The organism is Nocardia sp. No.11 (assembly GCF_038752175.1).
Lineage (GTDB): Bacteria > Actinomycetota > Actinomycetes > Mycobacteriales > Mycobacteriaceae > Nocardia > Nocardia canadensis.
The window spans coordinates 1-18,939 of the sequence record NZ_JBCGFB010000078.1 but is presented as its reverse complement, the minus strand read 5'-3'; the positions used below and the strand labels follow the sequence as shown (position 1 = coordinate 18,939).

Annotated in this window: 15 protein-coding genes; 5 read left to right on the top strand and 10 right to left on the bottom strand. The window is 70.8% G+C overall.

Going from position 1 to position 18,939, the window contains the following annotated elements:
• Window positions 1-58: 58 nt before the first annotated feature.
• From V8688_RS21530 to V8688_RS21510, 5 genes are all read right to left on the bottom strand, one after another.
• A complete protein-coding gene (locus V8688_RS21530) occupies window positions 59-1,813 on the bottom strand; it encodes a cation acetate symporter (RefSeq protein WP_342801566.1) in 1,755 nt (584 codons plus the stop codon).
• 124 nt (window positions 1,814-1,937) lie between these two features.
• On the bottom strand, window positions 1,938-2,303 hold the full coding sequence (locus V8688_RS21525; protein ID WP_218720650.1) for a hypothetical protein: 366 nt from the start codon (window positions 2,301-2,303) through the stop codon (window positions 1,938-1,940).
• Window positions 2,300-3,097, bottom strand: coding sequence for a LytTR family DNA-binding domain-containing protein (locus V8688_RS21520; protein ID WP_218720651.1), 798 nt, complete (start codon window positions 3,095-3,097; stop codon window positions 2,300-2,302). The genes V8688_RS21525 and V8688_RS21520 overlap by 4 nt, the downstream gene beginning before the upstream one ends.
• A gap of 105 nt (window positions 3,098-3,202) precedes the next feature.
• Window positions 3,203-4,111, bottom strand: coding sequence for a hypothetical protein (locus tag V8688_RS21515; RefSeq protein ID WP_342801565.1), 909 nt, complete (start codon window positions 4,109-4,111; stop codon window positions 3,203-3,205).
• 226 nt (window positions 4,112-4,337) lie between these two features.
• Entirely contained in the window at window positions 4,338-5,519 is a 1,182-nt protein-coding gene (locus V8688_RS21510) for a histidine kinase (RefSeq protein WP_342801564.1), read from the bottom strand.
• A 218-nt stretch (window positions 5,520-5,737) separates the two neighbouring features.
• On the opposite strand from V8688_RS21510, the gene dnaE reads away from it, so the two are divergent.
• Window positions 5,738-9,328 (top strand): DNA polymerase III subunit alpha, encoded by a 3,591-nt coding sequence (dnaE, locus tag V8688_RS21505; protein ID WP_218720654.1) that lies wholly within the window; start codon window positions 5,738-5,740, stop codon window positions 9,326-9,328.
• Window positions 9,329-9,371: 43 nt separating this feature from the next.
• On the opposite strand, the gene V8688_RS21500 is transcribed toward dnaE, so the two are convergent.
• On the bottom strand, window positions 9,372-9,737 hold the full coding sequence (locus V8688_RS21500; RefSeq protein WP_342801563.1) for a hypothetical protein: 366 nt from the start codon (window positions 9,735-9,737) through the stop codon (window positions 9,372-9,374).
• A complete protein-coding gene (locus V8688_RS21495) occupies window positions 9,704-10,147 on the bottom strand; it encodes a hypothetical protein (RefSeq protein ID WP_342801562.1) in 444 nt (147 codons plus the stop codon). Before V8688_RS21495 ends, V8688_RS21500 begins: the two co-directional genes overlap by 34 nt.
• Window positions 10,148-10,243: 96 nt before the next feature.
• On the opposite strand from V8688_RS21495, the gene V8688_RS21490 reads away from it, so the two are divergent.
• From V8688_RS21490 to V8688_RS21480, 3 genes are all read left to right on the top strand, one after another.
• Window positions 10,244-12,166: a hypothetical protein gene (locus V8688_RS21490; protein WP_316573216.1), complete on the top strand. Its 1,923-nt coding sequence runs from the start codon at window positions 10,244-10,246 to the stop codon at window positions 12,164-12,166.
• An 81-nt stretch (window positions 12,167-12,247) separates the two neighbouring features.
• Complete coding sequence (treZ, locus tag V8688_RS21485; protein ID WP_342801561.1) at window positions 12,248-13,999, top strand: malto-oligosyltrehalose trehalohydrolase; 1,752 nt, start codon at window positions 12,248-12,250, stop codon at window positions 13,997-13,999.
• A 76-nt stretch (window positions 14,000-14,075) separates the two neighbouring features.
• Window positions 14,076-15,326, top strand: a complete 1,251-nt coding sequence (locus tag V8688_RS21480) for a serine hydrolase domain-containing protein (protein ID WP_218720658.1) — start codon at window positions 14,076-14,078, stop codon at window positions 15,324-15,326.
• Window positions 15,327-15,347: 21 nt separating this feature from the next.
• Here V8688_RS21480 and ilvA read toward each other — a convergent pair whose 3' ends face one another.
• On the bottom strand, window positions 15,348-16,700 hold the full coding sequence (gene ilvA / locus V8688_RS21475; RefSeq protein ID WP_218720659.1) for a threonine ammonia-lyase IlvA: 1,353 nt from the start codon (window positions 16,698-16,700) through the stop codon (window positions 15,348-15,350).
• 89 nt (window positions 16,701-16,789) lie between these two features.
• On the bottom strand, window positions 16,790-17,224 hold the full coding sequence (locus tag V8688_RS21470) for a nitroreductase family deazaflavin-dependent oxidoreductase (protein ID WP_218720660.1): 435 nt from the start codon (window positions 17,222-17,224) through the stop codon (window positions 16,790-16,792).
• Between the two features lie 96 nt (window positions 17,225-17,320).
• On the opposite strand from V8688_RS21470, the gene V8688_RS21465 reads away from it, so the two are divergent.
• Window positions 17,321-17,536 (top strand): hypothetical protein, encoded by a 216-nt coding sequence (locus V8688_RS21465; RefSeq protein WP_189034831.1) that lies wholly within the window; start codon window positions 17,321-17,323, stop codon window positions 17,534-17,536.
• On the opposite strand, the gene V8688_RS21460 is transcribed toward V8688_RS21465, so the two are convergent.
• The coding region (locus V8688_RS21460; RefSeq protein ID WP_342801560.1) for a LuxR C-terminal-related transcriptional regulator at window positions 17,525-18,939 on the bottom strand (1,415 nt) is incomplete at its 5' end. The two genes, V8688_RS21465 and V8688_RS21460, sit on opposite strands and share 12 nt — an antisense overlap.

The following is an 18,939-nucleotide window of genomic DNA, read 5'->3' as shown; positions in this document are numbered from 1 at the left end:
AAAGCCGTCACATGTGCGGTGAACGGTCGCTGTGGCGCGACGAACGGTCAGCGCGAGATCACCGGTGGGCGGCCGATTCGGGGTCGCGGTCGGCGCTCAGCCCGAGCCGTTCCGGTGCGTGCATCCGCAGGAAGATCCCGGCGATCGCGCGCTTGTCCTGCTTCCTGGTCAGCAGGCTCACCAGGATCGTCACCGCGAACGCCAGCGGCACACTCACCGCGCCCGGGTAGTCCACGATCGCCGAGGCCCAGCCGCCCGCCAGTTCGGGCGAGACCCCGCCGAGGACCGCGAGCACCGTCGCGCCACCGGCGGTGATGCCACCGGTCAGGAGTCCGCTCGCCGCACCCGCTGCGGTGAGCCCGCGCCACCAGATGCCCAGCACCAGCAGCGGACACAGGGTCGAGGCGGCCACCGAGAAGGCGAGCGCGACCGTGCGTGAGAGATCAAGGGACGCGACCGTCAGCGCCAGGGTCAGCGGGACGAGCCCGGCGACCAGCGCGGCGGCGCGGAAGTCCCGGATCCGGCCCCGCAGCACGTCGGTGCTGAGCACCCCGGCGAGGCTGACCAGCAATCCCGAGGACGTCGACAGGAACGCCGCGATGGCTCCCGCCGCGGCGAGGGCGGCGAGCAGCTGTCCGCCGAGGCCACCGAGCACCGCACCGGGCAGCAGGACGACGGCCGCGTCGGAGGCGCCGGTGATCAGCAGCTGCGGCACGTACAGCCGGGCGAAGACGCCGAGCAGGATCGGGAACAGGTAGAACAGGCCGACCAGCCCGATCACGGTCAGCGCGGTCCGGCGGGCCGACGGTCCGTCGCGGTTGGTGTAGAACCGGACCAGCACGTGCGGTAGCCCCATGGTGCCGAGGAAGGTCGCCACGATCAGCGAGAACACCTGGTACTGGGGGTGTTCGCCGCCCAAGCCGCCGCCGGGTGCCACCCAGCCCGCGCCGTCGGCGGGTGCGCCGGCGACCACCGGTACCGCCGATCCCGCGTCGAGGATCAGTTCGGTGTTCGCGGCCAGGGTGTGGTCGCCGGGGGTGAGCAGGACCGGCCCGTCCTCGCTGCGTCCGTCGAGGGTGCCGAACACGGTGACCTGCTGGGAGACATCCAGGTGCACCACCACATCGGTCGAGATGTCGACGGTGGTGCGCTCGGCCACCGTCGACGGCGCCGCCGTGCCGACCGGGCGTTCGTCGGCGAGGAAGTGCAGGCCCAGCACCAGCGCGGGCACCGCCACCGCGGTCAGTTTCAGCCAGTACTGGAAGGCCTGCACCAATGTCACCGATCGCATGCCGCCGCCGATCACATTCGCCAGCACGATCATCCCGACCGCGACGGCGCCCACCCAGGACGGCGCGCCGAGCAGGATGTGCAGCGTGAGCCCGGCGCCCTGGAACTGCGGGATCAGATACACCGCGCAGACGACGACGACCAGCCCGGCGGCCATGCGCCGCAACCGGATCGAGCCCAGCCGGAACTCCGCGAAGTCGGGGACCGTGTACGCGCCGGAGCGGCGCAGGGGAGCGGCGACGAACATCAGCAGCCCGAGGTAGCCCGCGGTGAAGCCCACCGGATACCACAGCGCGTCGGTCCCGTACTTGGCGATGAGCCCGGCGACGCCGAGAAACGACGCGGCGGACAGGTATTCGCCCGAGATCGCCGCCGCGTTCCACCGGGAGCCGACCGTGCGGGAGGCGACCAGGAAGTCGGAGGTGGTGCGCGAGAGGCGAACTCCGTAGAAGCCGATGCCGATCGTGGCGAGAGCCGCCAACACGAGGGCGGTCACGGTGAGGGCGGGATTGCCGACGCTCATCGGGGGCATCCGGGCGGCGCCGAGGTCACTCGGGGCGGGGTCGGGCCGTCGGCCTCGCGCGGAATCGTCGCGCCGGTGGTGGTCCGCGGCGCAGGCACGGCGGTGAGGTCGCGGGCGGTCATGGTCAGTCCCCGGCCAGTTCGAGGAAGTCGTCTTCGTTGCGCTGGGCAAGGCGCACGTACAGCCGTCCCACCGCGTAGAGCGTGGGGAACGCGAGGAAACCGAGAATCAGCCAGGGCAGCCGGATGCCGAGGACGGTCGTCTCGGCCACGGCATCGATGCCGAACAGCACCGGCAGCGTGCCGAACCCGGCGACGACGACCAGGCCGAGGCGCAGTGCCAGGCCGAGTTGCGCGCGGATCAGACCGCTGATGAGGGCGGCGCCGAGATCGGTCTGCTCGACCACTTCGGTGCGCGTGCGGACCTGCCGCGCGCCCCGCCGCTGCGCCAGCACCACGCGCTCGCGGGGCGGGCGCTGCGGTCCGGTCATCGCTGCGACCAGTTCTGTCGCGGGCCGTGCACCAGCCGCTGCTTGAGTTCGCGTACCTGCCGTCGGCTCACCGGCAGTTCCACCGCCCCGGCCGCGCCCTCGGCCCGCAGACACACCACCGTGCCGGTGCCCACGCTGCGCAGCCCGGTGACCAGGCGTAACGCCACCAGGTACGAGCGGTGCACGCGCAGGAACCCGGCGTCCGCCCATCGTGCCTCGAGCGCCGAGAGCGGAATCCGCACCAGGTGCGATCCGGTGCCGGTGTGCAACCGCGCGTAATCGCCGTCGGCCTCGACCCAGGCGACATCGGCCCGGTTCACCAGGGTCGTGACCCCGCCGAGCTCCACCGGGATCACCTCGCTCGGATGCGCCGGTTCCGGCGGTGTCGCCGCGGGCGCCGACACCCTGGCGGCGAGAATCCGCCGCACCGCCTCCGCCAGTCGCGCCGCGCGCAACGGCTTCAGCAGATAGTCGACGGCCCCGAGGTCGAACGCCGCCACCGCGTGATCGTCGTGCGCGGTCACGAACACCACCGCGGGCGGCTCCGCGAACTCCGACAGGATCCCCGCCAGCTCCATCCCCGTGAGCCCCGGCATATCGATGTCGAGGAACACCGCGTCGATCGGATGGGCCCGCAACAACCGCAGCGCACTGGTCGACTCGCTCGCCCGATGGATCTCCCCGACCCCGGCCTGCGCGCTCAGCAGGTACACGAGCTCGTCGAGCGCGGGCTTCTCGTCATCGACAGCGAGCACCCGCAGCGCGGTCGGTGATTCTTCGGTGGTCCAGGTCACAGCCCATCCATGGTAGCGGCACGTGGACGCGCGGCGTACCCGGACAGCGGCCAGGTCTTCGGGCCGGTTCGCCCACCGACCTGCGCCGCATCACCCTGCCTCGGGTCAGGAACCGGAACCGGTGGAGGGCAAGCCACCCCCGCGGGGCAGGCCCGGGTACTGGGCGAAGACCCAGTTGTCGGCTTCGGTGACGAGGGCGGGGGCGACCCCCGCGATCGCCGAGCCGCCGTCGCTGTTGAGGACGGTGATGATCTGCGGGCCCGCGGCCGTACCGGTCACGTAGGGGCCGCCGCTGGATCCGCCACCGACGTGGCACTCGGACTGGTCGGTGACCCGGTGTACGGCGGCGCGGCCCCGGCCGGGGAAATAGGTGTAATCGCCCACGCACGCCGACATCAGCACGGCGTTGTACGGTGCGGGACCGGGGTAGCCGAGCAGTGTCGACTGGACCGACTGGCTGCTCGACAGTGCCGGGTGCACCTTCAGGCCGCCACCGGTGGCCGCCGAGACGACGCGGTTGCCCTCGGCGGGGCGGATCGCGAGCACGGCGACATCGGGAACGCTGCCGTCCACGGGGATCTCGGAGGTGAAGGTCCTGTCGACCACCCAGTCACCGTAGGGGCGCTGCCCGTCGTGCCAGGCCGGGGTGAATGTCGCCCTGCCGGCCGCGATCAGCGCCGCGTCGTTGTCGATGCAGTGACGCGCGGTGATCGCCAAGGCGCCGCTCGGACTGTCGAGCACCGTCGCGGTGCACAGCCCGCCGGTGGTGAGCCTGCCGACCTTGCGGGTCACCTCGTTGCCGGTGTAGGGCGCGGAGACGAAATAGCCGCCCTTACCGTTGGTTTTCAGTGATCCGTCGTCGTTCTTCACCAGCCGGCTGTAGAGCAGCGAGCCACTGGGATCCGGTTGCACGGCACTGTCGGCCGTGGCGTGGGGGATCCCCCCGAGCGTGCAGGCGGTGATCGTGACCGCGGCCGCGGCGAGCCGCTGCCCTGTCCGACGAATCTTGTTCACAGCGAATCCTGTTCGATGTCGGCGCGGTCGCCGACGCAGCCAGGTCGGCAACGCCGCGCAAGGGGTGGAAGCCCGCGGGGCGCCGTCGTCACCCCAGCGCCCAGTGGGTGAACGAGATGTTAGCTGTGAACAGGCGTCACAGTATCGGTTTCCGAAACAGATATGTTTAAGAGTGTGTGACGAGCGTGCGATCATCCGCGATCCGCCCGTCCGGGAACCCGGTCGTTCAGGCGCGGATGCCCGCACGGAATTTGGGGACGCGCATGCTGACCTTGGTGCCCGCCCCGGGGGCGGTGTCCACGACCAGCCCGTAGTCGTTGCCGAAGGCGGCGCGCAGGCGGTCGTCGACGTTGGCGAGGCCGACGTGGGCGGCTTCGCCGGTGCGGGCGGGGCCGGTGCCGGTGTCGACGGCGTCGAGGGCGCCCGAGCGCAGGAGTTCGGGGTCCATGCCGATGCCGTCGTCCTCGACGCTGATCAGGCAGTCGGTGCCCTCGTCGCCGGCGACGATGCTCAAGTGCCCGCCGCGACCGCCGCCGCCGAGGCCGTGCCGCACCGCGTTCTCCACCAGCGGTTGCAGGGCCAGGAACGGCAGCACCACGCCGAGTACCTCGGGTGCGATCTGCAACCGCACGTCGAGTGCGTCGCCGAAGCGGGCCTGTTCCAGCGCGAGGTAGCGCTCGATATTGCGCAGTTCGTCGGCGAGGACGGTGAATTCGCCCGCGGCGCGGAACGAATAGCGGGTGAAGTCGGCGAATTCGAGGATGAGTTCGCGGGCCCGGTCGGGATCGGTGCGGACGAAGGAGGCGATCGTATTGAGCGCGTTGTAGATGAAATGCGGACTGATCTGCGCCCTCAGCGCCCGCAGTTCGGCCCGGTCGACCCGGGCCCTCGAGGCGTCCAGCTCGGCCAGCTCCAGCTGCCCGCACGCATACCGGGCGACCTCACCCGCCGCCCCGAGCATGCCGGGTCCCGGCTTCCCGGTGGTCACCATCCCGAGTGCGCCCACCGCCGCCCCTGTCTCGATCAGCAGCGGCTGCGCGATGAGCGAATGCTCGTCCCCACCGACCAGCACCGCGCGTTCGTCGGCGATCGCCCGCCGCGCCGCCTCGGCGAACGCCTCGACCATCTCCGGATGCGGCCCATCCCACGCCAGCAGCGTCGCCTCCGCGTCCACCACTCCCAGCGCCTCGGCCCCGGCCAGCGCCCGCAGATGCGGCGCCGCCTTCCGCGCCGCCTCCGCCGTCAACCCCCGCCGCAACGGCACCGCCGCCAGCGACGCGGTATGCAACGCCTGATGAACGGCCCGCTGGGCAGGCGTGGTCACCACCCGCTGCGTCCGTCGCCACACCAGCCAGGCGGTGGCCACGACGATCACCACGCCGGCCAGCGCCACCGCTGTGGTCGTCACCGTGCACTCCTGTCCGCTCGCATCCGGCGATTATCGCCGCAGTCCGCCGCCGCGCGCCGATGCGCGCGCCCGGTACCCGCGCGCCCCGGTGAACCAGCGGAAAACAGACGTTGCCGAGGACTCGCCGGTGACCTTCGCCACGACACGCCGCAACCGTCCAGCACGGGGGCGGGGTGCCCGTGTGGCACGCGAAATGTTGTCGGACCCACGTGCCTAGAATGCCTAGGCCAACCCCCGTCGACACCCTGGGAGGAAGGACCGTCTTGGCTCCGTCCGGATCGTTCGTTCACCTGCACAACCACACCGAGTACTCCATGCTCGATGGTGCGGCGAAGATTTCGCCGCTGTTCGCGGAGGCGGAACGGCTGGGCATGACCGCCGTCGGCATGACCGACCACGGCAACATGTACGGCGCCTCGGAGTTCTACAACAGCGCCAAGAAGGCCGGCATCAAGCCGATCATCGGCATCGAGGCCTATATCGCGCCGGAGTCGCGGTTCAACACCAAGCGGGTGCAGTGGGGCGATCCCGGTCAGAAGAGCGACGACGTGTCGGGTTCGGGCGCCTACACCCACATGACCATGGTCGCCGAGAACGCGACCGGCCTGCGCAACCTGTTCAAACTGTCGAGCCTGGCCTCCATCGAGGGTCAGCTGGGCAAGTGGGCGCGCATGGACGAGGAGATCATCGCGCAGTATGCGGAGGGCATCATCGCCACGACGGGTTGCCCGTCGGGTGAGGTGCAGACCCGGCTGCGCCTCGGTCACGAGCGCGAGGCGCTCGAGGCCGCCGCGAAGTGGCAGGAGATCTTCGGCAAGGAGAACTTCTTCCTCGAGGTGATGGACCACGGCCTGTCCATCGAGCGCCGGGTCCGCGAGGGCTTGCTCAGCATCAGCAAGCAGCTCGACATTCCGCCCATCGCCACCAACGACTGCCACTACGTCACCAAGGACCAGTCGACCAATCACGAAGCGCTGCTGTGCATCCAGACCGGCAAGACGCTCTCGGACCCGACCCGCTTCAAGTTCGACGGTGACGGCTACTACCTGAAGTCCGCCGCGGAGATGCGCGCGATCTGGGACGCGGAGGTCCCCGGCGCCTGCGACAACACCGAACTCATCGGCGAACGCGTGCAGTCCTACGACGACGTGTGGGCCCACCGCGACCGGATGCCGATCTTCCCGGTGCCCGAGGGCCACACCCAGGCCACCTGGCTGCGCAAGGAAGTCCTCGACGGTCTGGATCGCCGCTTCCCCGACGGCCCGCCGCAGGACTACCTCGCCCGCGCCGACTACGAACTCGGCGTCATCTGCGAAATGGGTTTCCCCGCCTACTTCCTCGTCGTCGGTGACCTGATCCGCCATGCCCTCGAGGTCGGCATCCGCGTCGGCCCCGGCCGTGGTTCGGCCGCGGGCTCGCTCGTCGCCTACGCGATGGGCATCACCAATATCGACCCGATCCCGCACGGCCTGCTGTTCGAGCGGTTCCTCAACCCCGAGCGCGTGTCGATGCCCGATATCGATATCGACTTCGACGATCGCCGCCGCGGTGAGATGGTCCGCTACGCCACCGAGAAGTGGGGCAGCGACCGCGTCGCCCAGGTGATCACCTTCGGCACCATCAAGACCAAGGCCGCGATCAAGGACTCCGCGCGAGTCCTGTTCGGCCAGCCCGGTTTCGCCATCGCCGACCAGATCACCAAGGCGCTGCCGCCGCCGATCATGGCCAAGGACATCTCGGTCTCGGGCATCACCGACCCGGACCACGAGCGCTACAAGGAAGCCGCCGAGGTCCGTGAGCTGATCAGCTCCAACCCCGACGTCGCCAAGATCTACGAGACGGCGCGTGGCCTGGAAGGCCTGATCCGCAACGCGGGCGTGCACGCCTGCGCGGTCATCATGTCCTCCGAGCCGCTCACCGACGCGATCCCGGTGTGGAAGCGCGCGCAGGACGGCGCGATCATCACGGGCTGGGACTACCCGTCGTGTGAGGCCATCGGCCTGCTGAAGATGGACTTCCTGGGTCTGCGCAACCTCACCGTCATCGGTGACGCCCTGGAGAACATCAAGGCCAATCGCGGCATCGATCTCGACATGGATCATCTGCCGCTCAACGACCCGGCCACCTACGAGCTGCTCGCCCGCGGCGACACGCTCGGGGTGTTCCAGCTCGACGGCAGTGCCATGCGCGATCTGCTGCGCCGCATGCAGCCCACCGGCTTCGAGGACATCGTCGCCGTGCTGGCGCTGTACCGCCCCGGCCCGATGGGCATGAACGCCCACAACGACTACGCCGACCGCAAGAACGGTCGCCAAGAGGTCAAGCCGATCCACCCCGAGCTCGAAGAGCCGCTGAAAGAGATCCTGGCCGACACCTTCGGCCTGATCGTCTATCAGGAACAGATCATGCAGATCGCGCAGAAGGTCGCCGGGTACTCGCTCGGTCAGGCCGACATCCTGCGCCGCGCCATGGGTAAGAAGAAGCTCTCGGTGCTGGAGGAGGCCTACGCGGGCTTCCGCGAGGGCATGCTCAAGAACGACTTCTCCGAGCCCGCGATCAAGGCCCTGTGGGACACCATCCTCCCGTTCGCCGGCTACGCGTTCAACAAATCGCACGCCGCCGGCTACGGCCTGGTCTCCTTCTGGACCGCCTACCTCAAGGCCAACTACCCGGCCGAGTACATGGCCGGCCTGCTCACCTCCGTGGGTGACGACAAGGACAAGGCCGCGATCTACCTGTCGGACTGCCGCAAGATGGGCATCACGGTGCTGCCGCCGGATGTCAACGAGTCCGAGCAGAACTTCGCCTCGGTCGGCAAGGACATCCGCTTCGGTCTGGGCGCGGTCCGCAACGTCGGCGCCAACGTGGTGTCCTCGATCATCGCCGCGCGCAAGGAGAAGTCGAAGTTCACCGACTTCTCCGACTACCTGAACAAGATCGACGCGATCGCCTGCTCCAAGAAGGTCACCGAATCGCTCATCAAGGCAGGCGGTTTCGACTCCCTCGGGCATCCGCGCAAGGGCCTGCTGCTGATCCATTCCGATGCGATCGACGCGGTGATGTCGACCAAGAAGGCCGAGGCGATCGGCCAGTTCGACCTGTTCGGCGGCCTGGACGACGGCGACGACTCGGTGGCCTCGGTCTTCAATGTGAAGGTCCCCGAGGACGAATGGGAGACCAAGCACAAGCTCGCCCTCGAGCGCGAGATGCTGGGCCTCTATGTCTCCGGGCATCCGCTCAACGGTGTCGAGCACGTGCTGGCCGCCCAGGTCGACACGCCCATCCCGGCGATCCTGGAAGGCGACGTCAAGGACGGCGCGCAGGTGACCATCGGCGGCATCCTCGCCTCGGTCAACCGTCGGATCAACAAGAACGGCCTGGCCTGGGCCTCGGCGCAGCTCGAGGATCTCACCGGTGGCGTGGAGGTGCTGTTCTTCCCGCAGTCGTACTCGGTCTACGGCATGGACGTGGTCGAGGACGCCGTGGTGCTGGTCAAGGCGCGCGTGTCGGTCCGCGACGACCGCATCTCGCTGATCGCCAACGACCTTGTGGTGCCCGATCTCTCGGCGATCGGCGTGGCGAAGCCGGTATCGGTCGTGATGACGACCCGCATGTGCACGCCGGACAAGATCGGTGAGCTCAAGAAGGTGCTCTCGCGCCACCCCGGCACCTCCGACGTGCATGTCCGCCATGTCGGCGCGCGGGAGAAGACCACCCTGCTCAAGCTCGACGACAGCTGGCGGGTCAGCCCGTCCTCGGCGCTGATGGGCGATCTGAAGGCACTGCTCGGTCCCGGCTGCCTGGGCTGAGCCGGGCGCGGTGCTCCCGCGAGCATCGCGCGCCCCCGGCCGGTCAGGAAACGATGCTCATCGCCCGGCCGTGCAGGTCGGCGGGGACCGGGCTCGCCGCCGCGATCGCCCAGAAACCGGCGTCGACGAACGCGCTCACCACGCGCGTCCCGAACAGCATCCGGTACTCGCCGGTCAGCGCGCCGACGATATGCGCGGCCACCAGGACGGCGAGGAAGACCAGCAGGGTGTCGCACCGGGGCAGGCACAGCGTGACCACGGCGAGCACCGGTGCCTCGACCGGCATGCCGAGCGCGAAGCCCGAGATGACCAGGCCCGCAGGGGGAATGGAGACACCGAGATCGGCGGTGAGGTCGGTGAGCAGTCCGGCGAGCATCAGCTCGGAGCTGCCCTGGGCGAAGATCGACAACCCCAGGATGCAGAGGGCGGGCGGCACGGAGAGCTCTCTCTGCGGCGACGCGCATGCCGCTGATCGTCGCGGTCAGGAACCGGGCGAGGTCGCGGGCGGGGGTCGGTGGTGATCTCCCCGGCACGCTGCCCGTCGGTGATGGTGGCGGTGAGCGCGGCGAGGCTGCGGTCCTGGTCGGCGCGCAGCGTCGCCCTGACCGCGGTGTCGTGCGGGGCGAGTTCGACGGTCGAATCGAGCACCAGGCGGCCCGCCGGTTCGGCGTCCGGAGCGTCGGCGGCCTGGTCCAGGACCGCACGGAGACGATCGCGGGCCGGTGCGCCGCGGTCGAGGATCTCGAAGATGGTCGCGTTCTCGGTCGTCATGGAGCGCTGGAGCGCGCGGTCCTCGTCGAGTTCCTTGGGACGGGCCATGACGGCGACCGTCGCGCGTTGTGGACATGTCAGTCCAGAACGGCCCCGGCGGGTGCTCATCGAAACCCGGCGGGCGACGAGCTAGCGTCGGGAGACGTGACGTCAGCGACTCGGCTCGATTCGCCACCACAACCCGCGCGGCCCGCGCGGCCGCGCCTGCGGGTGTCGCCGCGGGCCGTGCTGCTCGCCGCCGCCGCGCTGATCGTGGCGCAGCTGGTCCTGCGCGGCTGGGTCGCGGCGTCGGGGTTCTTCTACTGGGACGACTTCATCCTGCTCGGCGAGGTGGGGCGGCATCCGCTGTGGTCGGCGGAGTTGCTGTTCACCAGCCACGACGGACACGTGATGCCGATGGCGTTCGCGCTGACCTGGGTGGTGACCGCGGTGGCGCCGTTCGAGTGGGCAGTGGCGGCGGCCGTCCTGGTGCTGTTGCAGCTGCTGGCCTCCCTGGCCGTGCTGCGGCTGGTCGTCGTGCTGCTCGGGACCGGGCCACGCCTGCTGGTGCCGTTGACCTGCTACCTGTTCGTGCCGCTGACGGTGCCCGCCTTCGCCTGGTGGTCGGCCGCGGTGAACGCGCTGCCGCTGCAGATCGCGCTCGCCTGGGTCAGCGCGGACGCCCTGCGGCTCGTGCGCACCGGCCGCCGTCGGTACGCGGTGTCGGGCGCGGCCGGGTACGCGGTCGCGTTGCTGTGCTTCGAGAAGGCGGTGGTGGTGCTGCCGGTCGCGTTCGCGGTGGTGACGCTGTCGGCGTACGTCCGCGGGGAATCGGTGCGCGCGGTCGCCCGGCGCGGCGCCGCTCTCTGGACGGCGGCGGGCGGTGTGCTGCTGGCGTGGTCGGCGTTCTTCCTGCTGGTCATCCAGCGTCCGCGCGGGCTGTCCCGGCCCGAGCAGCCCACCGCGCTGCTGCGCCAAGCGCTCTCGGACGGCCTGGTACCCGCTCTGTTCGGGGGACCGTGGCGGTGGGAACGCTGGCAGCCCGCGACCCCGTGGGCCGATCCGCCCGGCGTGGCCGTCGCGCTGTGCTGGCTGCTGCTGATCGCGTTCGCGGCGTGGACGATCCGCACGCGAGTCCGGGTCGGCGCGGTCTGGGTGTGCGCGGCCGCCTACGTCGTGCTGACCGTCGCGCCGGTGGTGGTGCTGCGTGACGGACCGGGCACCGCGGCGCTGTTGCTGCAGTCCATCCGGTACTTCGCGGATGTCGCCGCGATCGCCTGCCTGGGACTCGCCCTGATCATGACCGCCGCGCACCGCGTGCCGCGTGGCGTCCACGCCGGTTCCTCGGTGGCCGATGACATGACGGCTCACGAGGCGGGAGAACGTCTCCGTGGCGGGCTCGCGGTGCGGCAGCTCGTCGCGGAGCGAGACGACGGTGATCGCGTTGGCTTCCGCGCGGTCGTGCCCGTGGCGGCGACCGTGATCTTCCTCGTGAGCAGCGTGTTTTCAACCGTCACCTTCACCCGCTCCTGGGAGCCGAGCCCGGCCCGCACCTACGTCACCGGGGTGCGCGCCGCACTCCCGAACGCGGACGCGCCGCTCTTGCCGCAAGAGGTTCCCTGGAACGTGCTCAACCCCTTGGCCTTCCCGCAGAACATGACCGACCAGGTATTCGCCGCGCTCGCCGGACCGGACACCTTCGCCCGCTCGACACCGCACCTGCGGATGTTCACCGACGACGGCGACCTCGTCGACGCCCAGGTGTGGTGGAACCGCTCGATCGTGCCCGCCCCGGAACCCGGCTGCGGCTACCGGATGACGCCGGGCGAGGCGCTCCGGCTGCCGCTGGACGGACCGATGCAGATCCGCGAATGGACCGCCCAGCTCAACTACCTGGCCGACCGCGACGGCGCGATCGCCGTCTCGTTCGAGGGCGCCGCCGAAACCGTCGCCGAGGTCAGGGCCGGACTGCACCCGGTCTACCTCCGCATGCTCGGCGGCGGCACGGCGCTGCGGGTCCGCGCGCTGACGCCGAACATCGAATTGTGCTTCGGCACAGGGCCGGTCGGGGTGGTGGCCCACGACTGATGTCGGCCGGAAGCCGGGAGCCCCACCGCGCGTGGCACCGGTCGCCCTGCCCGATGACCGCGCGCGTGCGATGCTGGGGCCATGAGGCAGTTTCGGGTCTGGGCGCCGGAGGCGGGGGCGGTGCGGCTGCAACTGGACGGGGTGACCCATGCGATGCGGCGCAATGGCGGCGGACGCTGGTCGGTCACCGTCGACGCAGGTCAGGGCGCCCGCTACGGGTTCCTGATCGACGACGATCCGACCGTGCTGCCCGACCCGCGCTCCCCGCGCCAACCCGACGGAGTGCACGAGCCCTCCGCCGTGCACGACCTGGACCCGGCGGCCTGGACCGACCGGAACTGGACCGGCAGACAGCTGGCCGGTTCGGTGTTCTACGAACTGCACATCGGCACCTTCACCCCGGACGGCACCTTCGACGCGGCGATCGACCGGCTCGACCACCTGGTCGCGCTGGGCGTCACCACGGTCGAGCTGATGCCGGTCAACGCCTTCGACGGCACCCACAACTGGGGCTACGACGGCGTGCTCTGGTACGCGGTGCAGGAGAGCTACGGCGGTCCCGACGGCCTGCAACGCTTCGTCGACGCCTGCCACGCGCGCGGCCTGGCGGTCTGCCTGGACGTGGTCTACAACCATCTCGGCCCCTCCGGCAACTACCTGCCCCGCTTCGGCCCCTACCTCACCTCGGGGCGCAATACCTGGGGCGAGAGCCTGAACCTGGACGGTCCCGGCTCCGACGCGGTCCGCCGCCACATCATCGACAACGCCCTGCGCTGGCTGCGCGACTTCCACATCGACGCGCTGCGCATCGATGCCGTGCACGCGCTGGTCGACCGCACCGCGACCCACCTGCTCGAGGAACTCGTCGTCGAAACCACCGCGCTGTCGGCGCATCTGGGCCGCCCGCTGAGCCTGATCGCCGAAAGCGACCTCAACGACCCTCGCCTGATCACGCCGCGCGCGGCGGGCGGCTACGGCCTGACCGGCCAGTGGAACGACGACCTGCACCACGCCGTGCACACGGCCGTGTCCGGTGAACGGCAGGGCTACTACGCCGATTTCGGCTCGCTGGCCTGCCTGGCCCAGACCCTCACCCACGGGTTCTTCCACGCCGGCACGTATTCCAGCTTCCGCGGCCGCACCCACGGCACGCCGATCCCGCGCGCGCTGATCCCCGGCAGCGCCCTGCTCGGCTACACCTGCACCCACGACCAGATCGGCAACCGGGCCGTCGGCGACCGCCCGAGCGCCTATCTCACCCCGGGACAGCTGGCGGTGAAGGCGGCGCTGGTGCTGCTCTCGGCGAGCACGCCGATGCTGTTCATGGGCGAGGAATGGGGTGCGCGCACCCCGTTCCAGTTCTTCACCTCGCACACCGACCCGGTCGTCGGCGCGGCCACCGCGGCCGGCCGCCGGGCCGAATTCGCCGAGCACGGCTGGTCCACCGACGAGGTGCCCGACCCGCAGGACCCGGACACCTTCCTCCGCTCCAAGCTGGACTGGACCGAACCGACCAGGGAACCGCATGCCCGGCTGCTCGCCTGCTATCGCGCGCTGCTCGCTCTGCGCAGGAGCAGGTCCGAGTTCACCGACCCCTGGCTGGAACGGGTCTGGGCCGACTACGACGAGGCGAATCGCTGGTTCGTGCTGCGGCGCGGCCGGATCTCGGTGGTCTGCAACCTGTCCGAGGACGTGGCGGTGATCCCGGTGCACGGCCGGGTGCTGCTCGCCTGGGCGCCCGCGACCGAATCCGGTGCGGGAACGCTCATCTCGGGGCACAGTTTCGCCGTGCTGGAAGAGGGCGACGGCGCGGGGACCGTGGTCACCGACTGATCCGCGCAGAGCACGGCTCGGCTACGGTCGCCGGTAGACCGTTGCCCAAGCGAACAGACGTCCGTACGGTTGAACGATGAGCAACGACGCTTATGGGCAGGACAGCGCTGCCCTCCCGGCCGGTGTGGGCGGTCACGCCGCGGCCGGATTCGGTCCGCTGGTGCGCGCTTTCGCCACCTTGATCGGCCATCGCCGCGGCGCGGGCGGCGCCATCGCGATCTATCGGCACGGCGAACCCCTGGCCCATCTGTGGACCGGCAGCGCGGGGGACCGGCCGTGGACCGCCGACACCGCGCCCATCGTGTTCTCCGCGACCAAGGGCGTCACCGCCACCGTCATCCACCGGCTCGCCGATCGCGGCCTGATCGACTACCAGGCGCCGGTCGCCGAGTACTGGCCGCGCTTCGCCGCGCGTGGCAAGGGCGCGATCACCGTCGCCGACCTGCTCACCCATCGGGCGGGCCTGTCGTCGCTGCCCGCGATCGCGACCACCGCCGCCGAATCCCTCGACCACGAGCTCATGGAGGACCGGCTCGCGCTGGCCACCCCCGACCGGCTGCTCGGCATCCCGACTTACCACGCGCTGACCTACGGCTGGCTGCTGGCCGGGCTGGCCAGGGCCGTCACCGGGCAGAGCATGAGCACGCTCATCCGCAGCGAGGTCACCGACCCGCTCGGCATCGACGGCATCCACCTCGGCCGCCCAGCCGTCGGATCGTCCACGGAATACGCCCGGCTGGCGGGCGCGCACCTGAGCGTGGCGGGCCACCCGATCGCCGCCGCTTTCCTCGACCGGATCGGTCAGCGGTTTCCCGGCCCGCTCGGCGCGGCGGCCCGCTGCCTGTTCGTGCCCGGGCTCGACGGCATCCTCGACGGTGACGAGCCGGCCATCCTCGATTCCGAGATGCCCGCGGGCAACGGTGTGTGCACCGCGCCGGGCCTGGCCAGGATGTACTCCGCGCTGGCCGACGGACTCACCGTCGACGGCAGGCCGTTCCTGGCGCCCGGGACCCACCGGACGATCCGGCGGGTACAGACCTACCGCCTCGACCACGCCCTGTTCTACTTCCCGATGATGTGGCACCTCGGCTATCACTCGATGCCGGTACCCGGCGCGCGCAACGCCTTCGGCCACATCGGGCTCGGCGGGTCCTTCGGCTGGGTCGACCCGCAGTCGGGCCTGTCGGTGGCCTTCGTGCACAACCGCCTCGACCAGGGTCTGCTGCCCTACGACCAGCTCGCGATGAGCTGGCTGCTGCCGCTGGCCGTGGCGGGCGCACGCTCGTCCCGGTCGGCCGCGCAGCGCCCGGACCGCGCCGCGGCGTAGTCCGGGGCTGTCGCGTCCGGACTAGGTGAGGTAGCGGTACGCCGGAGAACCCGGTTCCAGGCGCTCGGCCTGGATCGGGGACTCCTCGATGCGGTGCAGCAGCGACGCCAGATCGTCGGTGGCGCCGAGCTCGATACCGACCAGCGCGGCCCCGGTCTCCCGGTTGTTGCGCTTGACGTACTCGAACATGGTGATGTCGTCGTCGGGGCCGAGGACGTCGTCGAGGAAGCGGCGCAGCGCGCCGGGTTCCTGCGGGAAGTCGACGAGGAAGTAGTGCTTGAGACCCCGGTGCACCAGCGAGCGCTCGATGATCTCGCCGTAGCGGGAGACATCGTTGTTGCCGCCGGACACCAGCACGACCACCGTCGATCCCGGCTCGATCTCGATCTCGGCCAGCGCCGCCGTGGCCAGCGCGCCCGCGGGCTCGGCGATGATGCCCTCGCTCTGGTACAGGTCGAGCATCGCGGTGCAGATCGCGCCCTCGTCGACCTGCATCATCCGGAAAGAGGCGGTGCCGGTGGGGGATTCGGTGGTGGTGAGCAGCGGCAGCGAGGCATGCGAGACCACCCGGCCACCGAACGAGGACGCCGCCTGATACGGCAGGTTGCCGATGCGGCGCACGGCCGCGCCGTCGACGAACGGGTCGATCTCGGGCAGCGTGACCGGACCGCCCGCCACCAGTGCGGCGGTCATCGAGGCCGCGCCCGCGGGCTCGACGCCGAGCAGACCGGCCTGCGGCGCGCGTTCGCGCAGATAGGTGCCGATGCCGGCGAGGCAGCCGCCACCACCGACCGGGACGATGACCAGGTCGGGCGCGGTGCCCAACTGCTCGAGGAATTCCGCGGCGATGGTGCCCTGACCGGCGGCGGTGCGCGGGTCGTCGAACGGCGGCACCATGGTCGCGCCGGTGCGGGCCACGTCGTCGGCGGCGGCCGCGGCGGCCGCGTCGTAGGTCTCGCCGACGGCGATCAGCTCGACGAACTCGCCGCCGTGCACGCGGATGCGATCGCGCTTCTGCTTCGGGGTGGTGGTCGGCACGTAGATGCGCCCGCGCACGCCCATGGCCTGACAGGCGAAGGCCACGCCCTGAGCGTGATTGCCCGCGCTGGCCGCGACCACACCGGCCGCGCGCTCGGCGGCGGTGAGCTGGACCATCAGGTTGTAGGCGCCGCGCAGCTTGTACGAGCGCACCGCGGTGAGGTCTTCGCGCTTGAGGTAGACCTGCGCACCGGTGCTCGCCGACAGCCGCGCGGAGTACTGCAGCGGTGTCGGCTCGATGATGTCGGAAATTCGCTTGGCGGCGGCGTCGATCTCGTCCGCGGTCAGCGGCGGACGGGTTACGGACACTTCGGCGACGTCAGCGATGGGGGACACCCGGTAAATGCTACCGAGGGGCTCGAGCGCTGCGAGAGCGCGCCTCCCGTCGCCGGACCAGCCGCGATGACGGGCCCGGCGACGCGGCGTCAGCGCGGGGTGAGGACGAAGACGGGGATCTGGCGATCGGTCTTCTTCTGGTACTCGGCGTAGTCCGGCCACACCGCCACGGCGCGGTCCCACCACAGCGCCTTCTCGTCACCGAAGACCTCGCGAGCGGTGTAGTCCTTGGTGACGGTGCCGTCGCGCAGTTCGACGTGCGGCTCGGCCTTGATGTTGAAGTACCAGACCGGGTGCTTGGGCGCGCCGCCCAGCGAGGCGACGACGGCGTACTCGCCGTCGTGCTCGACGCGCATCAGCGGGGTCTTGCGGAGTTTGCCGGTCTTGGCGCCCTTGGTGGTCAGCAGGATGACGGGCTTGCCCTGCAGTGAGGTGCCCTCGGCTCCGCCGGAGTTCTCGTAGGTCTCGGCCTGGGTACGGGCCCAGTCCGAAGTGCTCGGTGCGTACTCTCCAGTCAGTGGCATGACCTGGACAACGACCGTGCGCGGTGTGATGTTCCCGACAGGTCCGGCCAGGAAAGTTCGGTGGCCCGAACTTCGATGTCCGCCTATCCTGTGTGCATGGCAGTGGTCACCCCATCGGCAGCATCCGCGACGGTCGACATCGCGGGCAGTGCGTGGCCGGTCTACAAGCTCGAGGCGCTGGTCGCCGGGCTCGTCGTCGGTGCCCTGCTGCTGCTGATCCTCGGTTCGGCCCAGTCCGCCGTGCTCGCCGCGGCCGCCGTCGCCGCGCTGCGCTGGTCGGTCGGTGCCGCCAGGGCGCACTCACTCCGCTAGGTCGAGTTCGCGCAGCTCTCCGCGTGAGAGCACCCCCAATTTCGGATACGCCTTGTACAGGTGATGCCCGACCGTGCGGTGACTCAGCAACAGGCGCGCCGCGATCTCCCGGTTCGACAGGCCCTGCGCGGCCAGCCGCACGATCTGTGACTCCTGCGGGGTGAGCACGCTGAGCGGGCCCGCCGCGGGGCGCGCGGCGGCGCCGACGCCGAGCGCGGCCAGTTCGGCGCGGGTGCGTTCCCGCCACGGTCCGGCCTCGAGCCGGTCGAACAGCTCCAGCGCCTGTTCGAGCTGGGTGCGCGCGTCGACCTTGCGCTTGTCGCGGCGCAGCCATTCGCCGTAGAGCAGCCGGGTACGGGCCTCGTCGAACGGCCGCTGGGCCGTGAGCGCGGCCAGGAAGTGCTCTTCGGCGTCGGCGCCCTCGGCGAGCATCGCCGCGCCCCTGGCGGCCCCGGCCGCGATCCATGCCTGACCGGTTCGCCGCGACCACGCGCCGAGCTGTTCCTGCGCCGCGACGGCCCGGTCGGTGTCGCCGAGCCGGGCCGCCACCTCCACCTGATCGACCAGGGTGCGCAATCCGCTGACGTGATGCCGGGCCGGTTCGACGGTCATATGGTCCAGTTCGGCCTGCGCCTGATCCAGTCTGCCCTGGCCGAGGGCGAGCAGCGCCAGCGCCGCGTGCGCCCAGGGCGCGCCCACGGACTGTGTCCCGCCGAACTCCTCGGCGACCGCGCGATCGGCGTAGGCGCGGCAGGACTCCTCGTCCCCGCGCAGCGCGGCCCCGTAGGCCAGGAAGGCGGTGAGCTGGCTGATCCACTGCGGCTGGCCGATGTCCTCGGCGATCCGCAGCCCTTCCCCGGCGGCGATCCGGCTCTCGCCGGGGCGGCCACCGAACAGCTCGGCCTCGGCGCGGAAGAACAGCAGGGGCGCCAGCAGCGCGATCCGGCCCTGCTCCCTGGCTTCGCCGATGAGGACCTCGGCCAGCTCGCCGACCTGGTCGTCCTGGCCGACGACGAGCCCGCTGCCGCACAGCTGGACGAGGTCGGCGGGACTGTCGGCGCCGTTGGCGCGGGCCGCCTCCGCCGCCACCCGCAGGTCGACCGTGCGCCGCCCGGCCACCGCGCCGGTCAGGTAGCGCACGATCGGGGTGACCGGATCGTCGGCGTCCAGGCACAGCGTGGCCAGCAACGCGGCGACCTCGTCCAGCTCGGCGGGACCGAGATACCAGGCGGTATGCACCGCCCTGGTGACGATGCGCGCCGCCGCGCGCGGATCGGTCTCCCGCGCCGCCACCGCCATCAGGCGCCGATGCGCGGACCCCGGCTTGCCCGCGGCGAATTCGGCCTGCGCGCGCACCAGCTCGAGGCGCGCCTCGAACGCGTCGTCGGTCGACATCGCCGCGG